The organism is Sphaerisporangium flaviroseum (genome assembly GCF_039537005.1).
In the GTDB taxonomy this organism is placed as follows: domain Bacteria; phylum Actinomycetota; class Actinomycetes; order Streptosporangiales; family Streptosporangiaceae; genus Sphaerisporangium; species Sphaerisporangium flaviroseum.
In genome coordinates, this window is sequence record NZ_BAAAZR010000006.1 from 17,663 (window position 1) to 40,146 (window position 22,484).

20 protein-coding genes and 1 tRNA gene are annotated in these 22,484 nt (G+C 70.1%); 13 read left to right on the plus strand and 8 right to left on the minus strand.

Features of this window, described 5'->3' with window-relative positions:
- Nucleotides 1–85 precede the first annotated feature (85 nt).
- From rplU to ABD810_RS14590, 7 genes are all read left to right on the plus strand, one after another.
- A complete protein-coding gene (gene rplU, locus ABD810_RS14560; protein WP_344939118.1) occupies nucleotides 86–400 on the plus strand; it encodes a 50S ribosomal protein L21 in 315 nt (104 codons plus the stop codon).
- 12 nt (nucleotides 401–412) lie between these two features.
- On the plus strand, nucleotides 413–670 hold the full coding sequence (gene rpmA / locus ABD810_RS14565) for a 50S ribosomal protein L27 (protein ID WP_344939121.1): 258 nt from the start codon (nucleotides 413–415) through the stop codon (nucleotides 668–670).
- Between the two features lie 188 nt (nucleotides 671–858).
- The gene (gene obgE / locus ABD810_RS14570; RefSeq protein ID WP_344939124.1) at nucleotides 859–2,208 is read left to right on the plus strand and encodes a GTPase ObgE; all 1,350 of its coding nucleotides are present in this window, start codon (nucleotides 859–861) and stop codon (nucleotides 2,206–2,208) included.
- A 752-nt stretch (nucleotides 2,209–2,960) separates the two neighbouring features.
- Nucleotides 2,961–4,112 (plus strand): glutamate 5-kinase, encoded by a 1,152-nt coding sequence (proB, locus tag ABD810_RS14575; protein WP_344939127.1) that lies wholly within the window; start codon nucleotides 2,961–2,963, stop codon nucleotides 4,110–4,112.
- Entirely contained in the window at nucleotides 4,105–5,391 is a 1,287-nt protein-coding gene (locus ABD810_RS14580; protein ID WP_344939130.1) for a glutamate-5-semialdehyde dehydrogenase, read from the plus strand. The genes proB and ABD810_RS14580 overlap by 8 nt, the downstream gene beginning before the upstream one ends.
- A gap of 293 nt (nucleotides 5,392–5,684) precedes the next feature.
- Complete coding sequence (locus tag ABD810_RS14585; RefSeq protein WP_344939133.1) at nucleotides 5,685–5,864, plus strand: hypothetical protein; 180 nt, start codon at nucleotides 5,685–5,687, stop codon at nucleotides 5,862–5,864.
- 164 nt (nucleotides 5,865–6,028) lie between these two features.
- Nucleotides 6,029–7,921, plus strand: coding sequence for a serine/threonine protein kinase (locus tag ABD810_RS14590; protein ID WP_344939137.1), 1,893 nt, complete (start codon nucleotides 6,029–6,031; stop codon nucleotides 7,919–7,921).
- A gap of 230 nt (nucleotides 7,922–8,151) precedes the next feature.
- Here ABD810_RS14590 and ABD810_RS14595 read toward each other — a convergent pair whose 3' ends face one another.
- On the minus strand, nucleotides 8,152–9,165 hold the full coding sequence (locus ABD810_RS14595; RefSeq protein ID WP_344939141.1) for a M48 family metallopeptidase: 1,014 nt from the start codon (nucleotides 9,163–9,165) through the stop codon (nucleotides 8,152–8,154).
- Between the two features lie 288 nt (nucleotides 9,166–9,453).
- On the opposite strand from ABD810_RS14595, the gene nadD reads away from it, so the two are divergent.
- The 4 genes from nadD (at nucleotide 9,454) to ABD810_RS14615 (ending at nucleotide 11,393) form a co-directional block, all read left to right on the plus strand.
- Nucleotides 9,454–10,059 carry a nicotinate-nucleotide adenylyltransferase gene (gene nadD, locus ABD810_RS14600; protein WP_344939144.1) on the plus strand — a complete coding sequence of 202 codons (606 nt, stop codon included), beginning with the start codon at nucleotides 9,454–9,456 and terminating at the stop codon, nucleotides 10,057–10,059.
- 51 nt (nucleotides 10,060–10,110) lie between these two features.
- Nucleotides 10,111–10,515, plus strand: coding sequence for a ribosome silencing factor (gene rsfS, locus ABD810_RS14605; RefSeq protein ID WP_344939148.1), 405 nt, complete (start codon nucleotides 10,111–10,113; stop codon nucleotides 10,513–10,515).
- Nucleotides 10,512–11,168, plus strand: a complete 657-nt coding sequence (locus ABD810_RS14610; protein WP_344939151.1) for a histidine phosphatase family protein — start codon at nucleotides 10,512–10,514, stop codon at nucleotides 11,166–11,168. The genes rsfS and ABD810_RS14610 overlap by 4 nt, the downstream gene beginning before the upstream one ends.
- 152 nt (nucleotides 11,169–11,320) lie before the next feature.
- Nucleotides 11,321–11,393: transfer RNA gene (locus ABD810_RS14615), tRNA-Ala, on the plus strand.
- A gap of 130 nt (nucleotides 11,394–11,523) precedes the next feature.
- Here the strand turns inward: ABD810_RS14615 and ABD810_RS14620 are convergent.
- On the minus strand, nucleotides 11,524–11,889 hold the full coding sequence (locus ABD810_RS14620; RefSeq protein ID WP_344939154.1) for a YybH family protein: 366 nt from the start codon (nucleotides 11,887–11,889) through the stop codon (nucleotides 11,524–11,526).
- 95 nt (nucleotides 11,890–11,984) lie between these two features.
- On the opposite strand from ABD810_RS14620, the gene ABD810_RS14625 reads away from it, so the two are divergent.
- Together ABD810_RS14625 and ABD810_RS14630 are read left to right on the plus strand one after the other, a co-directional pair.
- A complete protein-coding gene (locus tag ABD810_RS14625; protein ID WP_344939157.1) occupies nucleotides 11,985–12,878 on the plus strand; it encodes a LysR family transcriptional regulator in 894 nt (297 codons plus the stop codon).
- A 197-nt stretch (nucleotides 12,879–13,075) separates the two neighbouring features.
- Entirely contained in the window at nucleotides 13,076–14,461 is a 1,386-nt protein-coding gene (locus ABD810_RS14630; protein WP_344939160.1) for an FAD-binding protein, read from the plus strand.
- Nucleotides 14,462–14,657: 196 nt separating this feature from the next.
- Here the strand turns inward: ABD810_RS14630 and ABD810_RS14635 are convergent, their stop codons facing one another.
- The 6 genes from ABD810_RS14635 to ABD810_RS14660 all read right to left on the minus strand — a co-directional run bounded on the left by ABD810_RS14635 (nucleotide 14,658) and on the right by ABD810_RS14660 (nucleotide 22,301).
- Nucleotides 14,658–15,464, minus strand: coding sequence for an SSI family serine proteinase inhibitor (locus ABD810_RS14635; protein ID WP_344939164.1), 807 nt, complete (start codon nucleotides 15,462–15,464; stop codon nucleotides 14,658–14,660).
- Nucleotides 15,465–15,675: 211 nt separating this feature from the next.
- Nucleotides 15,676–16,530 (minus strand): formate dehydrogenase accessory sulfurtransferase FdhD, encoded by an 855-nt coding sequence (gene fdhD, locus ABD810_RS14640; RefSeq protein WP_344939167.1) that lies wholly within the window; start codon nucleotides 16,528–16,530, stop codon nucleotides 15,676–15,678.
- Nucleotides 16,527–17,438: a 2Fe-2S iron-sulfur cluster-binding protein gene (locus tag ABD810_RS14645; RefSeq protein ID WP_344939170.1), complete on the minus strand. Its 912-nt coding sequence runs from the start codon at nucleotides 17,436–17,438 to the stop codon at nucleotides 16,527–16,529. Before ABD810_RS14645 ends, fdhD begins: the two co-directional genes overlap by 4 nt.
- Nucleotides 17,435–19,315: an NAD(P)H-dependent oxidoreductase subunit E gene (locus ABD810_RS14650; protein WP_344939173.1), complete on the minus strand. Its 1,881-nt coding sequence runs from the start codon at nucleotides 19,313–19,315 to the stop codon at nucleotides 17,435–17,437. The genes ABD810_RS14645 and ABD810_RS14650 overlap by 4 nt, the downstream gene beginning before the upstream one ends.
- A gap of 6 nt (nucleotides 19,316–19,321) precedes the next feature.
- Complete coding sequence (locus ABD810_RS14655; protein ID WP_344939176.1) at nucleotides 19,322–21,247, minus strand: molybdopterin oxidoreductase family protein; 1,926 nt, start codon at nucleotides 21,245–21,247, stop codon at nucleotides 19,322–19,324.
- 64 nt (nucleotides 21,248–21,311) lie between these two features.
- Nucleotides 21,312–22,301: a 2-dehydropantoate 2-reductase gene (locus ABD810_RS14660; protein WP_344939179.1), complete on the minus strand. Its 990-nt coding sequence runs from the start codon at nucleotides 22,299–22,301 to the stop codon at nucleotides 21,312–21,314.
- Nucleotides 22,302–22,484: the final 183 nt, after the last annotated feature.

Consider the following 22,484-nt stretch of genomic DNA (forward strand, 5'->3'; position numbering starts at 1 on the left):
CCGGTTCGCCGGTCGTAATTCTCGACGAGAGCTGGATGCAGGGGCGCGCGTTCAGCGAGCAATTAGCCAGAAGAAGGGTTCCGCGGTGTACGCGATCGTTCGTTGCGGCGGCAGGCAGCAGAAGGTCTCCGTCGGTGACGTCCTCGAGGTAGACAAGGTCGCCGGTGAGGTCGGCTCCACGGTGTCGCTGGCGCCGGTGCTCGTCGTCAACGACGGCGATGTCACCACAGACGCTGCCACGCTTGGCAAGTTCGAGGTGACCGCCGAGATTCTCGGCGAGACCAAGGGCCCCAAGATTCGTATTCTCAAGTACAAGAACAAGTCTGGTTACAAGAAGCGCCAGGGTCACCGCCAGCGGTACACCCAGGTGAAGGTAACCGGCATCAACCCCGGGAAGTAGTGGTAGCGAACCATGGCACACAAGAAGGGCGCCTCGTCCACCCGGAACGGCCGTGACTCCAATGCCCAGCGGCTCGGGGTCAAGCGTTTCGGTGGCCAGCTCGTGAACGCCGGCGAGATCATCGTCCGCCAGCGTGGCACCCACTTCCACCCGGGCGACAATGTCGGCCGTGGTGGCGACGACACGCTGTTCGCGCTGGCCGCGGGCCACGTGCAGTTCGGCAACAAGCGCGGCCGTCGCGCTGTGAGCATCGTCCCGGTCGCGGAGTAGTTCCGCCGATCGGGGAGGGCCGCCGTCAGGCCACGCGGAGCGTGGTGACGTAGGCCCGGCCAGAACGTTGATGAGGCGGATCGACTTATCGATCCGCCTCATCGTCGTGAAGGGGGTACCACCGGTGCGGGCAGCGTGGCGGTGGCACGGCGTGGACCAGATGGACACGCTTGTGAAAGGGAGTAACGGTGGCTGAGTTCATCGATCAGGTGGTCCTGTACATCAAGGCCGGTGACGGGGGAAACGGCTGCGCGTCCATCCACCGTGAGAAGTTCAAGCCGCTCGGGGGTCCGGACGGGGGGAACGGCGGGCGCGGGGGCGACGTCATCTTGGAGGTCGACCCCAACACCTCCACCCTCCTCGACTACCACCACAGGCCTCACCGCAAGGCCGCCAACGGCAAGCAGGGCGCGGGGTCGAACCGCGACGGCGCCTGGGGCGAGGATGTGGTCCTCCCGGTTCCCAACGGCACGGTCGTGAAGGACGCCAAGACCGGCGAGGTGCTGATCGACCTCGTCGGCGCCGGCACACGGTACATCGTGGCCCAGGGCGGTCACGGGGGTCTCGGCAACGCCGCGCTCGCCTCCGCCAAGCGCAAGGCCCCCGGGTTCGCGCTGCTCGGCGAGCAGGGTGACGAGGTCGAGGCCGTGCTGGAGCTGAAGACCGTCGCTGACGTGGCGCTCGTCGGCTTCCCGAACGCCGGCAAGTCGTCGCTGGTCGCGGCGCTGAGTGCCGCCCGGCCCAAGATCGCCGACTACCCGTTCACCACGCTGGTGCCCAACCTCGGCGTCGTCACGGCCGGTGAGACGGTGTTCACCGTCGCCGACGTGCCGGGGCTCATCCCGGGCGCCTCGGAAGGGCGTGGGCTCGGGCACGAGTTCCTGCGTCACGTGGAGCGCTGCTCGACGATCATCCACGTGCTCGACTGCGCGACGATCGAGCCCGGCCGTGACCCGCTGACCGACTTCGGGGTGATCGAGGCCGAGTTGGCCGCCTACGGAGAGCTGGACGACCGCCCCCGTCTCGCGGTGCTGAACAAAGCCGACGTCCCGGAGGCGCGCGAGCTCGCCGACATGGTGCGGCCGATGCTGGAGGAGAAGGGCCTCACCGTCTTCACGATCTCCGCGGCCACCCATCAGGGGTTGCGCGAGCTGACGTTCGCCATGGGGGAGATGGTGTCGGCCGCACGGGCCGCCAAGCCCGTCGAGGAGCCCACCAGGTTGATCATCCGCCCCAAGCAGTTCGGCGACGCCGGGTTCACGGTCAAGCGGATCAACGACAAGACCTTCCAGGTGACCGGCGAGAAGCCGGAACGCTGGATCAAGCAGACCGACTTCAGCAACGACGAGGCCGTCGGTTACCTCTCCGACCGCCTTGAGCGGCTGGGCATCGAGAAGGCGCTCAGCGAGGCCGGTGCCAAGGACGGCGCCGAGGTGGTCATTGGTCCGATGGAGGGCGGTTACATCTTCGACTGGGAGCCCACCCTCGACGCGGAGGCCCACCAGGGCCCCCGCGGCTCCGACAACCGCCTCGGCTAGCACAATGACCACCCACCTCGATCGAACGCCCTCTCACCTGCTTGGCGGGTTGAGGGTTCACGGGGTGGGTCTCGGTCTTCCGATGGGTTGCGGCTTCGCCGGGTGGCTTTCGGTCCGGATGGACTGTGGCTTCGTGGGGTGAGTCCTGGCCTTTCGGATGGGTTGTGGCTTGGTCGGGCGGTTTCTCTTCGACCGGGTGGGTTGTGGGTTGGTCGGGTGGCTCCTGGTCGTCCGGGTAGGTCGTGGCTTCCTCGGGCGGGTTGTGAGCTTACGAGTGGGTTGTGGCCGAGTGGCTTGTTGTCTTGTGAGTGGGTTGCGGTTTCGCTGGGTGGCTGCTGGTTGGTTGGGTGGGTTGTGGATTTCTTGGGTGGTTGCTGGTGTTTTGAGTGGGCTGTGGGCCGGTTGGGTGGCTTTCATGGGCTGGGTGGGCTCTCGCTTCATCGGGTGGCCCCTGACTTTGCCGGGTGCGCCCCTACCTCGGTCCGGGGTTGTGGGGGTGCATGGGGCGCCGCGACGATGAGGAGATGTACGGCGATGTCGGCGCCCTCTACGGCGGGTGACCCGGTGGACATTCGGGACGTCGCCGTTGCCGGATGAGGACCACTCATGGTCGGTGCCGGTGGCCGGAGGATGACCGATCGAGGTCGGTGCCGGTGGCCGGAGGGTGACCGCTTGGGGTCGGTGCCGGTGGCCGGCGGTTCACGGATACGCGAGGTGGGTTCAGCCAGGTGAACGAGCGAAGGGTGTAGAAGGTGGACAACGCTGGTCGGGAGCGGGTCGCCGCCGCGACGCGTCTCGTCGTCAAGGTGGGCTCGTCCTCGCTGACGACCCCCCAGGGCACGATCGACGTCGATCGCGTGGACGCCCTCGTCGACGTGCTCGCCGCCCGTGGCGGGAACGGCACCCAGATCGTGCTGGTGTCCTCCGGCGCGATCGCCGCCGGTCTCGGCCCGCTCGGGCTGACCGCCCGGCCACGTGACCTTGCCACCCAGCAGGCCGCCGCCTCGGTGGGACAGGGCGTGCTGGTCGCCCGCTACACCTCCTCCTTCGCCCGGTACGGCCGCCGCGTGGGCCAGGTGCTGCTCACCGCCGACGACATGATGCGCCGATCCCACCACCGCAACGCGCAACGGACCCTGGCACGGCTCCTGGAGCTCGGCATCGTCCCGGTCGTGAACGAGAACGACACGGTCGCCACCGACGAGATCCGTTTCGGCGACAACGACCGCCTGGCGGCGCTGGTGGCCCACCTCATCCACGCCGACGCGCTCGTCCTGCTCTCCGACGTGGACGCGCTGTACGACGGCGACCCCCGGCTGCCTGGCTCTCGTAGGATTCCGCTGGTCAGCGGGCCGGAGGACCTGGAAGGCGTCGAGATCGGCAAGTCGGGCCGGGTCGGCACCGGCGGCATGATCACCAAGGTGGAGGCCGCGCGCATCGCCACAGGAGCGGGCGTCCCCGTCGTGCTCACGGCCGCCGCGCATGCCGCGCAGGCTCTCGCCGGGCAGGACGTCGGCACGTACTTCCAGCCGGACGGCCGGCACCCCGGCACCCGCCTGCTCTGGCTCGCCCACGCGACCACCGGCAGGGGCCGTCTGCACCTGGACGCCGGAGCGGTCGAGGCCGTGGTCAGGCGGCGCAAGTCCCTGCTCCCCGCCGGGGTGACGCTCGTGGAGGGCGACTTCACCGCGGGGGACCCGGTCGATCTCTACAGCCCGTACGGCACCCCCGTGGCCCGCGGCCTGGTCAACTTCGACGCGACGGAGATCCCCGAGCTCCTCGGCCGCTCCACACGCGAGCTGGCCGCGAACCTCGGCCCGGAGTACGAGCGCGAGCTGATCCATCGCGACGACATCGTCATACTGGATCCCACCACCGAGAGCAGGAGTGCGAGGCATGTCTGAGGCCGATGACTTTCTGAAGGTCGCCCGCGCCGCCCGGGAAGCCGCCGCAGAGCTGGCGCCGCTGCCGCGCGCTGCCAAGGACGTCGCCCTGCGGGCCATCGCGGACGCTCTGGTGTCCCGCGCCAAGGAGATCATCGAGGCGAACGCCCTCGATGTCGCCGCCGCCAGGGAGAGCGGTACGCCCGAGACGATGATCGACCGTCTCCGGCTCGACGAGAAGCGGGTCGAGGCCGTCGCCGACGCGGTGCGCGAGGTCGCGGACCTGCCCGACCCGGTCGGTGAGGTCATCCGGGGGAGCACCCTGCCCAACGGCCTGGAGCTGCGGCAGATCCGCGTGCCTCTCGGCGTCGTGGGCATCATCTACGAGGGCCGGCCCAACGTCACGGTCGACGCCGCCGCCCTCTGCCTGAAGAGCGGCAACGCGGTGCTGCTGCGCGGCTCCTCCAGCGCCTACCGCTCGAACACCGCCCTGGTGCAGATCATGCAGGACGCCCTCGGCGACACCGAGGTGCCTCCGGGCGCGGTGCAACTGGTGCCGGGAACCACGCGCGACTCCGTCAAGCACCTGATGCGGGCCAGAGGGCTGGTCGACGTCCTGATCCCGCGTGGCGGCGCGTCTCTGATCAACTCCGTCGTGGAGGAGTCCACGGTGCCGGTGATCGAGACCGGCGTCGGCAACTGCCACGTGTACGTGGACGCCGACGCGGACCTCGATCTGGCACTGGAGATCCTGGTCAACGCCAAGACCCAGCGTCCCTCGGTGTGCAACGCGGCGGAGACGTTCCTGGTCCACGCGGCGGTGGCCGACGCGTTCGTACCGGCGGCCCTGGCCCGGCTCGCCAAAGAGGGCGTGACCGTGCACGGAGACGAGCGGATCGCGTCGTACGGCGCCGGCGACGTGCCGGCCGCCACGGAGGAGGACTTCGGCAACGAATACCTCTCACTCGACATCGCGGCCGCGGTCGTCGAGTCGCTGGAGGATGCCGTGGCGCACATCAGACGGTACGGCTCCGCGCACACCGACGCGATCGTCACGCGCTCGCAGAAGGCGGCCCGGCGCTTCGTGGCCCTGGTCGACTCGGCGGCGGTGGCGGTCAACGCCTCGACCCGGTTCACCGACGGAGGGGAGTTCGGCTTCGGCGCCGAGATCGGCATCTCCACCCAGAAGCTCCATGCTCGGGGCCCGATGGGCCTGCCGGAACTGACCTCCACCAAGTGGGTCTACACCGGCGACGGCCACCTCCGCACCTCCACCGGCACCGTGATCGCCGGCAACTGACCCGACCACCTCCCGTCTTCGGCGGTCCTGAGTACGGGCCACTGGCGGACCCACGCCGGCCATCGCCGCGGTTGGGCCCCGCTGTGCGGTGGCTGGTTGTCGTGGGCTGGGTGGGTAGCCGTGGGTTCGCTGATCGAGTGGGTGCCGGGAGGGCATAGGGGGTGTTGGTCGATCGCTTGCGATCTTGGTTTACATAAGACGAGAGGCCGTGGGTGCTGTCGTCTTGTTAATACTCTAAGTGGTCGGCGTGTTGCTCTCGGTAGGAGCAAACAGTGGCTGGTTGACTTAGGGGTATGGGGATTGTCTTCGCCTTCGGCTATGCCATCGGTGTGGTGGTGGCGGCCGATCGGCTGATGCTCTGGCTGGAGAGTCGCGGCCATGTGAACTGGCGGCGTAACGGCAGGAAAGTGCTCTCTGCGAGCCCGAGCGCCCGGCTCGACAGCTTCTTCGAGGAGTCTCCCCGGTCACGATAGTTCCTGGACCGCCCACAGCCCCGCCTCGTAACTCGCCCCTACGGGCGTGACGATAGTGAGTAGGGATGGGGCTCATGTCCCTACGTGTCCGATAGAACCCGTGCCATCGCTTCCGGCGCGCCGCCGAGGTTCGTCGGTCGATCGGCGCTATGGTGGCGTCTCCTATGGGCGGACGGCGAGTGGGCGGGCTCGGGCGAGTCGGCCCGTACACCATGGTGGAGCGCCTCGGCCGCGGCGGCATGGGCGAGGTTTACCTCGCCGTCGGCCGGCGCGGGGTGAAGGTCGCCATCAAGCTGCTCCGCGATCCCATCGAGGACGATCCCGAGGCGCGATTAAGGCTCGACCGCGAGGTTCAGGCCCTGCGCCGGGTGGAGAGCCCGTACGTCGCCCGCGTTCTCGACGCCGACCTGTCCGGCGACCGGCCCTATCTCGTCATGGAGCACATCGAGGGGGAGACCCTTCTCGACGCTGTACGGCGGAGCGGTCCCCTGTCAGGTGCCGTCCTGATCGACCTCGCCCGGGGGCTGGCCACCGCGGTCGCGATCATCCACGCCGCGGGGGTCGTCCATCGGGACGTGAAACCCGCCAACGTGGTGCTGGGTCCCGACGGCCCCGTACTGATCGATTTCGGCATCGCCCAGGTGTCGGACGCGACCCGGCTCACCATGACCGGCACGTTCCTCGGCACCCCGGGTTACTCGGCGCCCGAGGTGTTCGCCGATGAGGTGGTGGCCGAGCCTTCTGACGTCCATTCCTGGGCGGCCACGGTGGCGTTCGCGGCCACCGGGCGGCCGACGTTCGGCAGGGGCACCGTCGAGGCGCAGATGTACGCCGTCCTCAACGGGCGTGCGGACCTGGCCGGGGTGCCGGGTTCCCTGCTGCCCCTGATCAGGGCGTCGCTGAACCGTGAGCCGGCCAAGCGGCCGACGGCGGCACTGCTGTCGGACCGGTTGTCCCGCCTCGCCCGTGCCACGGCGCCCGCCGCGGGACGTGTACGTGGGGACGAGGCGCCAGGGACCAGGTCCGGGAACGACGAGCCTTCGACCGGCCGCGGCCGGGGCGATGAGCCGCCGGGGGCGCGGAGCCGCACGGAGGGGCCCTCGGGAGCCCGAAGCAGGTCCGACGACGCCCCGGGGGCGAGAAGCCGCGCAGAGGCGCCTTCGGGCGGCCGGGGCCGTGGCGATGACTCCCCAGGCGGGCGTGGCCGTGATGACCCCTCGGATGGGCGTGGCGATGATGCGGCGGGTGCGCGGGGTCGTGAGGAGGCGTCGCCGGCCGAGCCGGTCAGGGCGCGTGCCCGGGCGGCCGGTGACTCCGAGAGCGACACGGGATCCGGGCCGCGGAAGAAGGCCCTCCCAGCGCCGCGCCGCGCCTCTCGCCCAGTGGCATCCCAGGCCGCACGTGCACGCCGTACGAAGGCGGAGGGCTCCGAGCGTCGTACGGTCGGCGAGGACAAGGTGCGGCGTACCACCACGGCCGTGAAGGAGTCGGCCCTCGCGGCCGAGGTGGTCCAGGGGACGACCACGTCCTCACCGCCGGGAAGCGCGGTGCTGATCGTGCTCGCCATGGTGGCGGTGCCCTGCGTCGTGGCGTCCGTGATCTGGCCGCTCGCGACGTTCGTGATCACGGCGACCTTCTGCGTGCTGGCCCGGGCCTGGTGGAGCGGGCACTGGATCGTCAGGAACCGCAGGTCACCGCGGGTGCGTGGGACGCTGCGGGTGATGTCGTTCCCGCTCACGCTGGCCGGATCGGTGCTCAGCGCCGCGGTCTGGCCAGGACTACCCGCTTCCGCCATCGCCGCCTCGGCGTTCTGGGTGGCGGCCGGGGGGCAAGTGGACGACGGGTGGTGGATGCAGCCCGGCCCCATGACGGTCGCCGGGGTGGTGTTCGGCGTCGTGTGCGGGGGGATCGTGGGCCGCGAGGTCGAGCGAGTAGGCATCCACGTGCCCGACCTGCGCAGGGAGGGGCTCCGCGCGCTTTCGGTCCTCGGTGGCTTCGTCGCCCTGTGCGCCGCGGCCGTACGTGTGCTGGCCTGGGTCCTTCCTCACGCCTTCTGACGACGGGCCCGGCCCCCCAGGCGCCAGAGCAGCCTGGGGGCGGGACACCCGTCTCCAAGAATGGATCTCCGCCCAGGAGGCGCCGACTCCGTACTCGCCTCCCGAGCCGCGTTTCGGGAAGCGTGGTGGTGGCACGAACAGGCCGGGACAGGAACGTGATCTACGAGCCGCCGGTGGTCAGGCGGCTCGACCGTGGTCCATCGCTCGTGAGCCGTGGACCACGGAGCGCCTCAGTCCCTGCGGGCGAATCGGTTGAAGATGCGCTCGCCGGCGTTGACGGCACCTTCGGCCACGTCGCGAAGGACGCCGATGAACGGGTCCTGGGACTGCGCCCACGACTCGCGGTAGGAACGAGCGGCGGCCTTGACCTCCTCGGAGACCTTGGCGTTGGCGTCGTCCTCCCGGCGGGGGTAGTTGCCGGCGAGGATGGACTCGTACTCGCCTTCGCGCCGCCACCGGTCGAGCTCGGCCACGCGCATCACCGCGAACGGGTGGGTGGTGCCGAGAAGGTTGAGCACCTTCAGCAGGCCGTCGCGCACGTCGCCGGCGGTGTCGTACTCGCGGGCCTGGTCGAGGAACGCCTCGATGTTCATCTCGTGGAGGCGGGAGCCGCCGGCCAGCTTCATCAGGGAGCGCATGGCGGCTTCGGGGTCCTGGCCGCACAGCATGCCGCCACGGTCGGCGGAGAGCTCGGCCTTGCGGTGCCACTCCTCCAGCGCGGTCACGATGATCCGCAGCCCGATGTAGCCGAGCGGGATCCACGCCACACGGGTGGCGAGCCGCGTCAGGATCGCGAGCATCGTGCCGTAGACGGCATGGCCGGACAGGATGTGCGAGGTCTCGTGCCCGACGACGAAGCGGAGCTCCTCCTCGTCCATCAGGTCGAGCAGGCCGGTGTTGATCACGATGAACGGGTCGTCGAAACCGATGGCCATCGCGTTCGGCTGCGGGTCCTGCTGGACGTAGATCTCCGGAATGCGGTGGAGATCGAGCAGGTACGCGCTGTCGCGGCCCATGTCGTACAGGGCGCGGAACTGGGTCTCGCTCGCGCGTACAGAGGAGGCGAGGAACATCAGCCGGAGGCGGCGCTCGCTGAACAGGCCCGACATGCGCTTGAGCACCGAGTCGAATCCCGACAGGGAGCGCATCGCGACCAGGGCCGACCGGTCAGCTGGATGTTCGTAGGCCCGGGAGCTGATGCCGGGCAGCTGTACACGGTTGCGATCCGGGGTGGTGGTGGTCATGGTCGGCATGCTACGTCGGGGCGGATGCCCGCGCGCGGCCTTAGGCCGCGGTTTGCTGCGGTTGGACCCTTCCGGCACGGGACGGCCCGGTCGTGACCGGTCCCGGCTGGAGGGCCATCGGGCGGGATCAGCGCTTTCCACATGGGCCGTTCAGCCCGCGCGGAAATCTTGGGAGAAGAGAACGGCTCTTGGTCATCGGGCTCTGGAATGGGGTGGTTTGCTGGGGTTCGGAGTTCTTCAGGGGGGTGGTCCGGGGTCGTCCGGAGGAGGCACGTTAGGGTCCCTCGCATGAGGAATGGGGCCCCTACCAGGCGGCTTGGCATCATGGGCGGAACCTTCGACCCGATCCACCACGGCCACCTCGTCGCGGCCAGCGAAGTCGCCCACCACTTCGACCTGGACGAGGTGGTGTTCGTCCCGACCGGGCAGCCGTGGCAGAAGGCGGACAAGACCGTCTCCGCCGTGGAAGATCGGTATCTGATGACGGTCATCGCGACCGCGTCCAACCCGCGGTTTTCGGTGAGCCGGGTCGACGTCGACCGTCCCGGGCCGACGTTCACGATCGACACGCTGCGCGAGATCGCGGGAATGTACGAACCGGATGTGGAGCTGTACTTCATCACCGGGGCCGACGCTCTTGCGCAAATCCTCAGCTGGCGTGATGTCGACGAGCTCTTCACCATCGCACATTTCGTAGGCTGTACTCGTCCGGGTCATGTGCTGCACGACCCCGGGCTCCCGAAAGGAAAGGTCAGCCTGATCGAGATACCGGCGCTCGCGATCTCCTCCTCAGAGTGCCGGCAACGTGTGGCCGCCGGAGAACCAATCTGGTATCTCGTTCCGGACGGGATTGTCCAGTACATAAACAAGCGTGGTCTTTACCGGGCATCCTGATAATGGGAAGCGCGGAACCTCGTACCCTCACAAGGAGGAAAAACCCACATCGTGACCGCATCGGAGAGATCCCTCCAGCTCGTCCGGCTCGCCGCCGAGGCCGCGGCCGAGAAGCTGGCGGATGACATCATCGCCTACGACGTGAGCGAGCAGCTCGTCATCACCGACGCCTTCCTGCTCTGCTCCGCCTCCAACGACCGCCAGGTGCGCGCAATCGTCGACGAGATCGAGGAGCGCCTGCGGATCGAGGCCCATGCCAAGCCGGTCCGCCGAGAGGGGGAACGCGAGGGTCGTTGGGTCCTGCTGGACTTCCTCGACATCGTGGTCCACGTCCAGCACGAAGAAGACCGCACCTTCTACGCCCTCGAACGCCTGTGGAAGGACTGCCCCGCCATCTCGCTCCCGGACAGCGTCACGCAGGTCCGAGCCCAGCGGGGCCGCGGGATGGAAGGGTGAGTGAGGGGAAGGGCGGTGGCCGCCGCGTCGTCTTCTGGCGTCACGGCCAGACGCGGTGGAACCTGGAGCAGCGCTTCCAGGGCCACACCGACATCCCGCTGGACGAGACCGGCCTCGCCCAGGCGAGCAGGGCCGCTTCCCTGCTCGCGTCCCTGAGCCCGTCGCTGATCGTCTCCTCCCACCTCCGGCGGGCTCATGACACGGCCGCCACGCTCGCGGGCATCGTGGGGCTGGACGTCGCCGTCGACAAGGATCTGCGCGAGCGCGGGGGAGGCGAGTGGGAGGGCCTGACCCGCGCGGAGATCGCCGCCGGCTGGCCCGTCCAGTACGCCGAGTGGGAGGCCCCCGGCGGTGAGTCCGTGACGGACGTCGCCGACCGCGTGGCCGCCGCCACCCGGCGCTGGGTCGACCGGCTGGAGGACGGAGGCCTGATGGTGATCGCCTCCCACGGGGCGGCGATCCGGCTCGGGGTGGCGCGCATCCTGGGCCTTCCCGAGGAGCTGTGGCCCGCCCTCGGCGGCCTCGGCAACTGCTCCTGGTCGGTCATCCAGGAAGGCCGCAGGGGCTGGCGCCTGCTGGAGCACAACGCGGGAACGCTCCCAGAGCCGGTGAACAGCGACGACCGGCCCGAATCCGCTTCCGCCGCGACCTAGCCGGCCTCGGTACGGCTTGCGCCGGGCACAACCCGCGCAAGCCGTACGAACCCACGGCTCTCCGGGAGCGTGCGGATGCCGATTAGGTGAACGGCCGAAAGTCGCTATATGCTCTCCGAGCGCCGCGAGGGGAACACCCTGAGCGGTGACCAGGGGCTATGGCGCAGCTGGTAGCGCGCCTCCATGGCATGGAGGAGGTCTGGGGTTCGAATCCCCATAGCTCCACCTGTAGAGGGCCTGCGAGAAGTCACCGAGATCCCGTCCGAGCTGTTCATCGGGCGGGATCTCGGCGTTTCCGCCTCCATGCGGCCGCCGGTGGACCCATCCCCTGCCGAGGGTGGCCGCTTGCGTGGACTCAGCGGTCGGGGAAGACGAACTCGGGCTGGTCGAGCAGGCGCAGCCAGCTCCCGTCCGGGCGGCGCCTGAGCACCTGCGCGCGGGCGCCCGCTCCGTCCTTGGGCGCGGTGGAGGTGAGGGCGATGTCGCCACTGATCAGCGTCGGCAGCGGCTCTTCCGGCTCGAAGTGGGGCCGACCGGCCAGCACCTTCTCCCACAGCGCGCGGATCGCCTCCCGCCCCACCGTCCGGGAGCCGGGCGGGAAGGCCATCACCGCGTCCTCCTCGTAGAGCTCGGCGACTCCGGCCGCGTCGCCGGCGTTGGACCGCTCGACGAACAGGCGGGTGACGTCCTCTGGCCGCATGGCCTTCTCATATTCCGGCATGGTTCCCCCTTCAGAAGTTGCGATACCCCCAGCGTGGCGTGCGACCGGTTCAGAAGTCCAACAGATGGTTCTACTGGAAACTAGAATCTGCAGTTATGGAACTGCGGCAGCTCGAATACTTCGTCACGGTCGCCGAGGAGCGGAACTTCACCCGGGCGGCCGAGCGGGTGCACATCAGCCAGTCCGGTGTCAGCGCCCAGATCCGTCGGCTCGAACGGGAGCTCGGTGCCGAGCTGTTCGACCGGTCGGGACGGGCGGCCACCCTCACCGTCGCGGGGAAGGCGGCGCTCGGACACGCCCGCGCCGCGCTCGCCGCCGCCGGGGCGCTCGGCCAGGCGGTGGGAGAGGTCGCCGACCTGATCCGGGGGCGGCTCACGATAGGGATGGTCGTCGGCTGCACCGTCACCCCGCTGTTCGACGCCCTCGCCGCCTTCCACCGGGCGCATCCCGGCGTGGAGATCTCGCTGCTGGAGGACAACTCCGACCGGCTCACCGAGGGCGTGCGCGCGGGCGCCCTCGATCTGGCCCTCGTCGGCACCGCGACCACCACTCCCGAGGGCCTGGAGGCGCTGACCATCATCAGCGAGCGTCTCGTCGCGGCGGTCCCGGTCGGCCACCCCCTGGCGGCCCGGTCCCGTGTGACGCTGCGCGACCTCGTCGACCTGCCGATCATCTGCATGCCCCCCGGCACCGGCCTTCGCACCGTCTTCGACCAAGGATGCGCGGCGCTGAGCCTCCACCCGGCGGTCGCGCTCCAGGCGAGCGCCGCCGACGCCATCGCAGACCTGGCCGGCCGGGGACTCGGCGTCGCGGTCCTCAGCGAGTCCATGGCCGAGCACTACCGCGACCGGCTCACCGCCCTGCCCATCGCCGACGTCGAAGCGCCCGCGCTGCTCGCCCTGATCTGGAAGGGCGCGCACGGCCCGGCGGTGCGTGAACTGCTGGCCCACGCCCGGCGCGCGTTCGGTACGGAGACCTCACCCCGCTGATCGTCGGCGGCATCGGAGCCGAGAAGACCACGTCGACCACCGGATCGCCGTCGTCGGTGACGAAGAAGCCGCTCCCCACGTAGGTGAGCAGGGCTCCCACGCGGCGGCCCGGAGGCTCCGCGCGGCGCCGGCGTGCGTCTAGAGTGCAGTCAGCGTTTGAAGAGGGCCTTTGCCGTGGAAGCCGAAGGAAGCCGCAGTTGACTCAGAAGCTGACTAATTGGGCCGGCAACATCTCCTTCCAGGCGGAGCGCATCGAGATGCCCTCTTCCCTCGACGAGTTGCGCAGCGTGATCGCGGAGAGTCACAAGGTGCGGGTGCTGGGGAGCGGGCACTCGTTCAACCGGATCGCCGACTCGCAGGGTGCCCTGGTCTCGCTGGACGGGCTGCCGCAGGTGGTGGAGATCGACACCACCTCGGCCACCGTCCGGGTCTCCGGCAGCGTGCGGTACGCCGAGCTGGGGCGCCGGCTGCACGACAAGGGGTACGCGGTGCGGAACATGGCGTCGCTTCCGCACATCTCCGTCGCCGGGTCCTGCGCCACGGCGACCCACGGATCCGGTGGCGCCAACGGGAGCCTGGCGACGGCCGTGTCGGCGATCGAGATGGTCACCGCCGGCGGCGACCTGGTGACGCTCGGCCGGGAGACGGACGGCGAGGTTTTCGACGGGGCCGTCGTGGCGCTCGGCGCCCTGGGAGCCGTGGTCAGCCTCACCCTCGACATAGTGCCCGCCTTCGACGTGCGGCAGTACGTCTACGAGGCGCTGCCGGTGGAGGTGCTGGACGACCACTTCGAGGAGATCGTCGCCCGCGCCTACAGCGTGAGCATGTTCACCGACTGGCGCACCTCGCGGATCAACCAGGTATGGGTCAAGGAACGCCTCGACCAGATCACCGCTGCACCTTCCCCCAGCCTCCCCGACTCCACCGCCACCGACTCCACCGGTTCCACCACCACCGGTTCCACGGGTTCCGACTCCACCGGTTCCGCCGCCACCGGCTCCGCCGCCACCCCTGTGCCCGTCCCGAGTCTGTTCGGCGCCACGCCGGCGGAGGGCCCCCGGCACCCCGTGCCGGGCATGTCCGCCGTCCACTGCACAGAGCAGATGGGCGTCCCAGGGCCGTGGTTCGAACGGCTGCCGCACTTCCGGGCCGACTTCACCCCGAGCAGCGGCGAGGAGCTGCAGTCGGAGTACATGGTGGCCCGGCAGGACGCGGTGGCGGCGCTGCACGCGCTGGAGGAACTGCGCGACCACATCGCCCCGGTGCTGCAGATCTCCGAGATCCGCACGATCGCCGCGGACCGCCAGTGGCTCAGCCCCTTCTACGAGCGCGACAGCGTGGCCTTCCACTTCACCTGGGTCAAGAACCCGGAAGCGGTGCTCCCCGTCCTCGCCCTCATCGAGGGGCGGCTGGCCCCCTTCGAGGTCCGGCCCCACTGGGGCAAGTTGTTCACCGTCGCACCGGAGGTACTGGGATCCCGGTACGAACGGCTACCGGACTTCCGCACCCTCGCCCAGGGCTACGACCCGGCGGGCAAGTTCACCAACGAGTTCGTCGCCCGCTACGTCTTCGGCGAGGCCTGAGCAGGTCCCGGCCTCTCGTAAGACGCGCGGGCCTTCGCTGCCGGCCTACGGTTCATAGCCGGCAGGGACGGGGCGCCGGCTCCGAAAAGAACAGCCCGAGCGGAGCCAGGCCCTTCCCGGGCGGTTCATCGCTAAGTAAGTAGCCGCGAAAGGGGCCCGACCGTCCGGCCGGGCCCTCTGCTCTGCTCCTTCGCCGTCAGAAGTCGTACACCGGGCCAGTCGCGGCTCGCAGGGTGCACGAGTTGCTGAAGGTGCGCTGTGCCCGGATACGGCGGCCGTCCCAGCTTCCGACGGCGGTGACCGTCACAGGGTCGAAGATCCTCCTGCAGAAGGTCGACGGGGACACGTTCAATCTGGTCGGGTCCCCTCCGACCAGGATGAGCGTGCGGCAGGCGCTGTGCGCCATGGGGTGCGTCCCCCCGGCGGGCGCGCATCGAAGCGTCACGGTGCGATCGGCAGGGAACGGCGTGGAACCATGTTTCCTGGTCAGGACCAGGAAACGGATCCGCCGATCGGTCGGGAACACGCCGCCCGGCGGCAATGGCCCGATGTGGGGCCCTGGCGGCAGGGGAGGCCATGGCCTCGGCCCCGGTGGTGTCGGCCGCGGGCTGATGTGAGGTCCGGGTGGCAGCGTCGGCCGTGGATGGGGCAGCGTCGGTCGTGGGTTGGGCGGCGTCGGTTGTGGGTTGGGCGGCGTGGGTCGTGGGTGGGGCAGCGTCGGTCGTGGTTCCGGTGGCCTTATCGGAAGTGGCCTGATGTTGGGCTCCGGTGGCGGTGTCGGCTCGTATCGAGGCCGCGGTGCCGACTGTGGCGATCCCCAATACGGGTCTGTTGCCCGACCGCTTTCGTTCCCCGGTTCGGACCACTGGTGGGTACCCTCTGGCGGTGGATCCCAGGTCGATGAGGCGCTGGCGACCGAGCCGGTTGTGGCAGCCGTGCCTGCCAAGGCCAGACTGCTCAGGCCGATGAGAAGACGTCGCATGTGATTCCCCCGAGTCATCATGACATTGAGCGGTCTCCAGCCTCCCGTCCCCGCGCGCCGAGATCAAAGACCGACGCTCTTCCACACGCGTTCGGTCTCCGACTTTCGTACCGGGTGGAGTGACCATGGGCCGAGATTCACTCTCACGGCCGGCCGGCCGTACCGTCACCGGCGAGTTCCACGACCCGGTCGGCCGCGCACTCGACCTGCCTCGGCCACCGCGAGGCCATCGTCAAGTGTGGTCGGTCCGTTGCGGTGGGGGTGGGAAGGCGAGGCGGTGGTCGGCGGTGTAGACGTTCATGGAGTCGCCGCGGAGGAAGCCGATGAGGGTGAGGCCGGACTCGGCGGCCAGTTCGACGGCGAGGGACGAGGGGGCCGAGACGGCGGCGAGGGCGGGGACGCCGGCCATGACGGCCTTCTGCACCAGCTCGAAGGACGCCCGTCCGGACACCATCAGGACCGTGGAGCGCAGGGGCAGCCGGCCGTCGCGCAGGGCCCAGCCGAGGAGCTTGTCCACGGCGTTGTGGCGGCCGACGTCCTCCCGTACGCACAGCGGCTCGCCGTCCGGGGTGAACAGCCCGGCGGCGTGCAGGCCGCCGGTGCGGTCGAACACCCGCTGGGCGGCGCGCAGCCGGTCGGGGAGCGCCACGATGACCTCGGCGGCCAGCTGTACGGGGTCGTCCTCGATCGGCCAGCGGGCGACCGTGCGGACCGCGTCCAGCGAGGCCTTGCCGCAGACCCCGCACGAGGAGGTGGTATAGAAGTTGCGCTCCAGCGAGGTGGTCAGGGTGACGGCGCCTGGACCGAGCCGCACGTCGAGCACGTTGTAGGTGTTGCTCCCCTCCACGGTGGCGCCCGCGCAGTAGCGGATGGAGGAGATCTCTCCAGGGGCTCCGATGGCGCCCTCGCTGACGAGGAAGCCGGCCGCCAGGTCGAAGTCGTCCCCGGGCGTGCGCATGGTGACGGTCAGCGGCCTGCCGTCCAGGCGGATCTCCAGCGGCTCCTCGGCGGCGAGCACGTCCACCCGGCGGCTGAGCGCGGTGTCGCGCAGCCGCAGGATGGGACGGCGTACGGTGACCCGGCTCACGTTCCGCCTCCTGTGGCGACGCCGGAGACGGGCGCGGACGTGTCGGCGGGCGGGGCGACGTTCTGCACGTGCTGGTAGCCGAAGCGGCCCTTGATGCACAGGTTGCCGTGGGTGACCGGGTTGTCGTGGGGTGAGGTCACCTTGACGATCTGGTTCTCCTGGACGTGCAGGGTCAGGTTGCAGCCGACCCCGCAGTAGCTGCAGATCGTGGTCGTCTGGGTCTGCCGTGACTCGTCCCAGGTGCCCGCCTCGCGCATGTCGAACTCGCTCTTGAACGACAGAGCGCCCGTCGGGCACACCTCCACGCAGTTGCCGCAGTAGACGCACGCCGAGTCGGTGAGCGGGGCGTCGTACTCGGTGGAGATCGTGGCGTCGAACCCCCGGCCCGCCACCCCGATGGCGAAGGTGTTCTGCCACTGGTCCCCGCAGGCGTCGACGCACTTGTAGCACAGGATGCACTTGCCGTAGTCGCGCACGTAGAGATCGTTGTCCACCTTCACCGGCTGTTCGACGGTGGCGGCCTCCGCCCCGAACCGGCCGGGCCGGGCGCCGTACTCCTCGATCCACCCGGCCGCGCCCGGCGTCGTGGACAGGTCGACCGAGGAGGCGAGCAGTTCCAGCACGACCTTGCGGCTGTGCCGGGTGCGCTCGGTGGAGGTGCCGACGACCATTCCGGCCTCGGCCTTCCTGGAACAGGCCGGTACGAGGGTCCGCGAGCCGTCCACTTCCACCACGCAGACCCGGCAGGCGTTCTTGGGGGTCAGCGTGTCGCCGTAACAGAGGGTGGGGATCTCCTGGCCGGCCCCGCCGCAGGCGTCCAGGATCGTGGCACCTTCCGGTACGCGGACGGGCTCACCGTCCACGGTCAGCTCGACGAGGCGCCGGGGTGGTGACAGCGGGACGGTCATGACGCCTCCGGGGATGAGGGGACGGGGGAGGGCGCCGGGAAGACGCCCAGCCGGTCGATGGCGGACTCGACCGCGTTCCACGCCGTCTGGCCGAGGCCGCAGATCGACGCGTCGCGCATGGCCTGGCCGACCTCGCGGAGCAGCGTGACGTCCTCAGATCTCGGGGCGCGGCTGAGGCGGTGCAGGGCCTCCTCCTGGCGTACGGTGCCGACGCGGCAGGGCACGCACTGCCCACAGGACTCGTCGCGGAAGAACTCGGCGATGCGCAGCAGGATGCGGGCCAGGTCGACGCTGTCGTCCAAAACCAGCACGACGCCGGATCCGAGGGTGGCCCCGGCCGCCCGGGTGCCTTCGAAGGTCAGCGGGATGTCCAGTTCCCCGGGCCGGACGAAGGCCCCCGCCGCCCCGCCCAGCAACACGGCCCGCAGGCTGGGGGATGTGCCTCCGGCGAGGGTGAGGAGCTCGCGCAGCGTCACGCCGAACGGCACCTCGTACACCCCGGGTCGGGGAACGTTGCCGGAGACGCAGAAGAGCTTGGTGCCGGTGGAGGCCTCGGTCCCGGTCCTGGCGTAGGCGGCGCCGCCGTGCAGCAGGATGGGCAGCACGTTGACCAGCGTCTCGACGTTGTTGACGAGGGTGGGCTTGCCGAAGAGCCCCTTCTCGACGGGGAACGGCGGCTTGCTGCGCGGCTCGCCCCGGTAGCCCTCGATGGAGTTGAAGATGGCCGTCTCCTCGCCGCAGATGTAGGCGCCGGCCCCTCTGCGGATCTCGATGTCGAAGGCGAATCCCTGGCCGAGGAGGTCATCGCCCAGCAGCCCGCGGGCCCTGGCGGCGGCGATCGCGTGTTCCAGTCGCCTGGTGGCGCGCGGGTACTCGCCCCGGATGTACAGGTACCCCTTGGCGCATCCGGTGGCGTACGCCGCGATGGTCATGGCCTCCACCAGGGCGTAGGGATCCCCTTCCATGAGCACGCGGTCCTTGAAGGTGCCGGGCTCGCTCTCGTCGGCGTTGCACACCAGGTAGTGGGGCCGGTCGGGCTGCCCGGCGACGGCCGCCCACTTGCGTCCCGCAGGGAACGCCGCTCCGCCCCGGCCGACCAGGCCGGCTTCGGCGACCTCCTGGACGACCCCCAGCGGGCCGAGCTGGAAGGCCCGGCGTAGCGCGGCGTAGCCACCGGCGGCCCGGTAGTCGTCCAGGCTCGCAGGATCGACGGTCCCCACCCGGCGCAGCAGGACCAGGGACGGGTCGCCCGCCTGCGGGACGGCCGCCCGGACGTCGGGCTCCTCCCGTTCGGCGAGACCGTCGTTGCCCCGCTGCTCCCCGGACGACGGAAGAGGCGTGGGGGAGGGGGCGGGTTCCGGTTCGGCCGGGCCGTACACGATGGCCCTGGGCCGCTCCCCGGCCTCCAGCGCGACGGCGGCGGGCGCCCGCTCGCACAGGCCGAGGCAAGGGCTCGGCATCCATGACGAGCCGGCCGGGCCGAGCCGTTCCTGGACGCGCCGCCGCACCTCTTCGGCGCCGCGTGCGTGGCAGGCCAGGTCGGTGCAGACGTGCAGCACCCGGGCGGGGCGCGGCTTCAGCGACAGCAGCGAGTAGAAGCTCGCCACGCCGTAGGCCTCGGCGGGCGGCACCGTGAGCCGGCGGCAGATGTAGTCGAGCGCGCCCTCACTGATCCATCCGATGCGGTCGTTGACGGCGTGCAGGGCCGGCAGGAGGAGGTCACGCCGCTCGCGGGCCTCGTGCCCTCCCATGGCGAAGCGCAGGTCCTCCTCCGTACGGTCCCCGCCGTGCCAGCCCGAGGGGGGTGCGCCGAGGAGCGCGTCGACGGCCGCGCGCTCCTCGCCGCCGGGTTCGGCGTCGCGGAACCGGAGATCCACCGCGCGTCACCCGGCCTTCGCGGGGACGAGCTTGTCGACGCGCACGGCCGCCGCCTTGAACTCCGCGGTGCCCGCGATGGGGCAGGTCGCCTCGATGGTCAGGGCGTTGGTGTCCACCTCGTCGGGGAAGTGCATGGACATGAAGACCAGGCCGGGGCGCAGGCCGGGATCGATGCGCACGGGGGCGGTCACCGACCCCCGGCGGGAGCTGATCCTGACCTCCTCGCCCATGGTGACCCCGAGCGCGGCGGCGTCCTCGGGCGAGAGCTCGATGTGCTCGCCGGTGCGCAGCGGGGAGGCGAAGCCGGACGACTGGACCCCGGTGTTGTAGGAGTCGAGCGTGCGGCCGGTGGTGAGGCGCAGCGGGTACTCCTCGTCGAGCAGGTCGACGGGGGGTGAGTGGCGCAGCACGGCGAAGGGAGCGGGGGCACCCCGTCTGGCGGGGTCGGTCTCCCACAGCCGCCCGTGGAGGAACGGGGGTTCGATGGCGTCCTCGGACGGGCAGGGCCACTGGATGCCCTGCAGGTCGGCCAGGCGCTGGTAGGTCATCCCGGTGTGCGCGGGCGACAGCCTGCGCAGTTCGTCCCACACCTCTTCGGAACTCTCGTAGCTCCAGTCGTGGCCGAGGCGCCGGGCGAGCTCGCACATGATCCAGATGTCGTCACGGGCCTCACCCGGCGGCGACACCGCCTTCCGTACCCGCTGCACGCGCCGCTCGCTGTTGGTGAAGGTGCCTTCCGTCTCGCACCACGCGGCGCTGGCGGGCAGCACGACGTCGGCCATCTGCGCGGTCTTGGTGAGGAAGATGTCCTGGACGACGAGGTGGTCGAGCATGCTCAGCCGCTTGACGCAGCTCAGGGAGTCGGCCTCGGACTGCACGGGGTTCTCGCCGATGAGGTAGCAGGTGGTGACCTTGCCCTCGCCCATCGCCTCCAGCATGTCGGTGAGGGTCAGGCCGTACTTGGGCTGGATCGGCGCCTGCCACTCCGCCTCGAACCTGGCGCGGATCGCCGGGTCGAGGATGTCCTGGAACCCGGGCAGCCGGTTGGGGATGGCCCCCATGTCCCCGCCGCCCTGCACGTTGTTCTGCCCGCGCAGGGGTGACAGGCCGGAGCCGTACCGGCCGACGTGCCCGGTGAGCAGGGAGAGGTTGATCAGCGCGCGCACGTTGTCGGTGGCGTTGTGGTGCTCGGTGATGCCGAGGGTCCAGCACAGCTGGGCGCGGTCGGCGCGGGCGTAGGCGTGGGCGAGCTCCCTGATCGCCTCCGCAGGGACCCCGGTGACCTGCTCGGCGACGGTCAGGGTCCACGGTTCCACGGAGGCGGCGAACTCCTCGAAGCCCCTGGTGGCGCGCTCGATGAAGGCCGTGTTGTGCAGCCCCGCGTGGATGATCTCGCGGGCGACCGCGTGGGCGAGCGGGATGTCGGTGCCGACGTTCAGCCCCAGCCAGCGGTCGGCCCACTGGGCCGTGCCGGTCCTGCGGGGGTCGACGGCGAACATCTTGGCGCCCTTGTGGATGCCCTTGAGCACGTGGTGGAAGAAGATCGGGTGGGCGTTGCGGGCGGCGGAGCCCCACATGATGATGACGTCGGTGTCCTCCACCTCCTGGTAGGACGAGGTGCCGCCGCCGCTGCCGAAGGCCGCGGAGAGGCCGGCGACGCTCGGCGCGTGGCAGGTGCGGTTGCAGGAGTCGACGTTGTTGGTGCCGACCACGACGCGGGTGAACTTCTGCGCCACGTAGTTCATCTCGTTGGTGGAGCGGGCGCACGAGAGCATCGCGAACGCGTCGGGGCCGTGGCGTGCGAGGTTGCGGCGGAAGCCGTCGGCGGCGCGGTCGAGCGCCTCCTCCCAGGTGGCCCGCCGCAGGACGCCGTCCTCCCGTACGAGGGGATGGGTCAGCCGGTCGTAGTGCTCGGCTCGATTCTTCTTCACGGTCGGTGTCCTCCGAGTGGGATGACAGTGAGGGGATACCGTATGCAATCTACGGTATGTGGTCTCAAGGCGAGGGGACAAGGTTGTGCCGGACCTGCTCGTCCAGCAGGTCCGTCACCGCGTGGATGGACCGCAGCGTGGGCACATCGGTGCCGGTCAGGTCGGCGAGCTCGACCACCGCGGCCAGGAGCACGTCCAGCTCCAGGGGCTTGCCCTTCTCCAGGTCCTGGAGGGTGGAGGTCTTGTGCTCGCCGGCCTTCTCGGCCCCGGCGATCCTGCGCTCGATGGAGATCTTGGGGTCGCAGCCGACCCGCCTGGCCACCTCCACCGTCTCGCGCATCATCGCGACGACCAGTTCCCGGGCGCGCCGGTGGCGGCAGATGCCCGCCATCGTGGCCCGGGCCAGCGCGCTGATCGGGTTGAAGGCGATGTTGCCCATCAGCTTGATCCAGATGTCCTGCCGCAGGTCGGGCTCGACCGGGCACTTGAGGCCGCCCTCGACCATGGCCTCGCTGAAGGCGGTGCAGCGGGCGGACGCCGAGCCGCCGGGCTCGCCGATCGAGAACCGCGTGCCCTCCAGGTGGCGGACCACACCCGGCTCCTCGATCTCGGTGGCGGCGTAGACCACGCATCCGATCGCACGCTCCAGCGGCAGGGCGGCGGTGACGCTCCCCTCCGGATCCACGCTCTCGATGCGATAGCCCTCGTAGGGACCGGGCAGCCGGTGAAAGTACCACCAGGGGATGCCGTTCTGTGCGGCCACGATGCCGGTGGCCTCGTGCAGCAGCGGCCGGATCATCGGCCCGGCCGCCGCGTAGGCGTTGGCCTTCAGGCCGAGGAAGACGTAGTCCACCGGGCCGACCTCATAGGGGTCGTCGGTGGCGTGGGGGTGACTTGTGAAGTCACCTCTGGGGCTCAGCACGCGCACACCGGACTCGCGCATGGCGTCGAGGTGCGTCCCGCGAGCGATGAGATGCACCTCGACGCCTGCCCTCTGCAGGGCGGCACCCACATACGCGCCGATGGCGCCGGCGCCAAGAACAGCGACCTTCACGAAAGAGCTCCGTCCTCGCGTCGACGATTGTATTCGGTATACAGTATGGGCAAATGTCGGTCAAGGTTTCTTGCCCGTGCGAACCCTCAGGCCCTTGGGGGCCGCGGGATCGCAGTGGACCTTGTCGCGAATGGGTCTGGACAACACATGGCGCCCGGGATAACGATGGAACTCATACGGTAT